Below are 1,080 nucleotides of genomic sequence, written 5' to 3'. Positions count from 1 at the left end.
GTGAAGGGGCCGGGCGGCCCTTCCCGGTCCGACCGGGAGTGCGGACCGGGGGCTCGGGGCGGCGCCGTACGCCGCACGGTGGTCGGATTCGGTCGAGGTGCGGTGCGGCCCCCGATCAGCTCTGCTCGACGGAGCGGCGGCGGACCAGGGCGAGACCGGCGACGCCGGCCAGGGCGGCGGCGGTGCCCACGCCCCACAGGGCGGCCTCGGTGGTGGAGTTCATCGGCGCCATGGTGCCGCTGCCGCCCGCGTCCACGCCGCCGGGCGCGGAGTGCAGGTCGTCGATGCTCTGGACGGCGAGGTCGAGGGTGCCGTCCTCCGCGCTGCCCCAGGCGTACACGATGGTGGAGACGCCCTCGGTGAGGTCGAGCTCGGCCGGGCCGATGACCACGTCGTCGGTGCCGGCGAGGACCACATCGGCCTCCACGATCCCGGCGGGCAGGTCGGCGGACGCCTCGTTCGGGTTCTCCAGACCCTCGAAGACCGGGGTCCCGCCGGCGCGGACGTCCACGGCGGGGGCCGCCGCCACGTGCCGGACGGTCAGACGGCTCTCCCCGGCGGCTATCTCGGAGGTGTCGTTGACGAAGGCGGTCAGCTGCGGGTCGCCCCCGGCGGACAGGTGGGCCGCGACGGTGGCGTTGGCCCCGCCGGGCACCTCGACGGTCTGCTCGATGGCCGGGGCGGCCTCGTCCGGGTCGGCGCCGGCCTCGTAGACGGCCAGGTCGTAGCTACCGGCGGGCAGCTCCAGCGGGTCGGTGAGGGTGCCGGGCCGGAAGTCCGGGAGGAGGATCTCGCCGTTGGCGTAGACATCCACGGTCAGGCCGGGGACACCGTGCAGGACGGACACGGTGGCGGTGTCATCCCCGTGCTCGTCCGCACTGGCCGGGATGGCCAGCCCCAGGGTGAGGGCGCACGAACCGGCGGCGGCGACCAGAAAGGAGGCACTGCGGGAGTACTTCATCATTTTTCCCCTTCGCGGCGTTCTCCACCGTGATGTGGAGGTTCATCCCGTGCTTCCGCGGGAGCGGGTGGTACGGATGCACCGGGTTCGAAAATTTCCCCGGCTCCCCCGCCGGACCC

1 protein-coding gene is annotated in these 1,080 nt (G+C 73.9%); it reads right to left on the bottom strand.

Annotation, left to right across the window (positions count from 1 at the left end; translation table 11 throughout):
- Positions 1–115: 115 nt before the first annotated feature.
- Positions 116–961, bottom strand: a complete 846-nt coding sequence (locus tag FNQ90_RS24365; RefSeq protein ID WP_407699439.1) for a DUF4397 domain-containing protein — start codon at positions 959–961, stop codon at positions 116–118.
- Between the last annotated feature and the right edge of the window lie 119 nt (positions 962–1,080).

The organism is Streptomyces alkaliphilus, from assembly GCF_014141535.1.
In the GTDB taxonomy this organism is placed as follows: domain Bacteria; phylum Actinomycetota; class Actinomycetes; order Streptomycetales; family Streptomycetaceae; genus Streptomyces; species Streptomyces alkaliphilus.
Note: the sequence above shows the minus strand (reverse complement) of the source record. Positions and strands in the feature narration are given on the sequence as shown.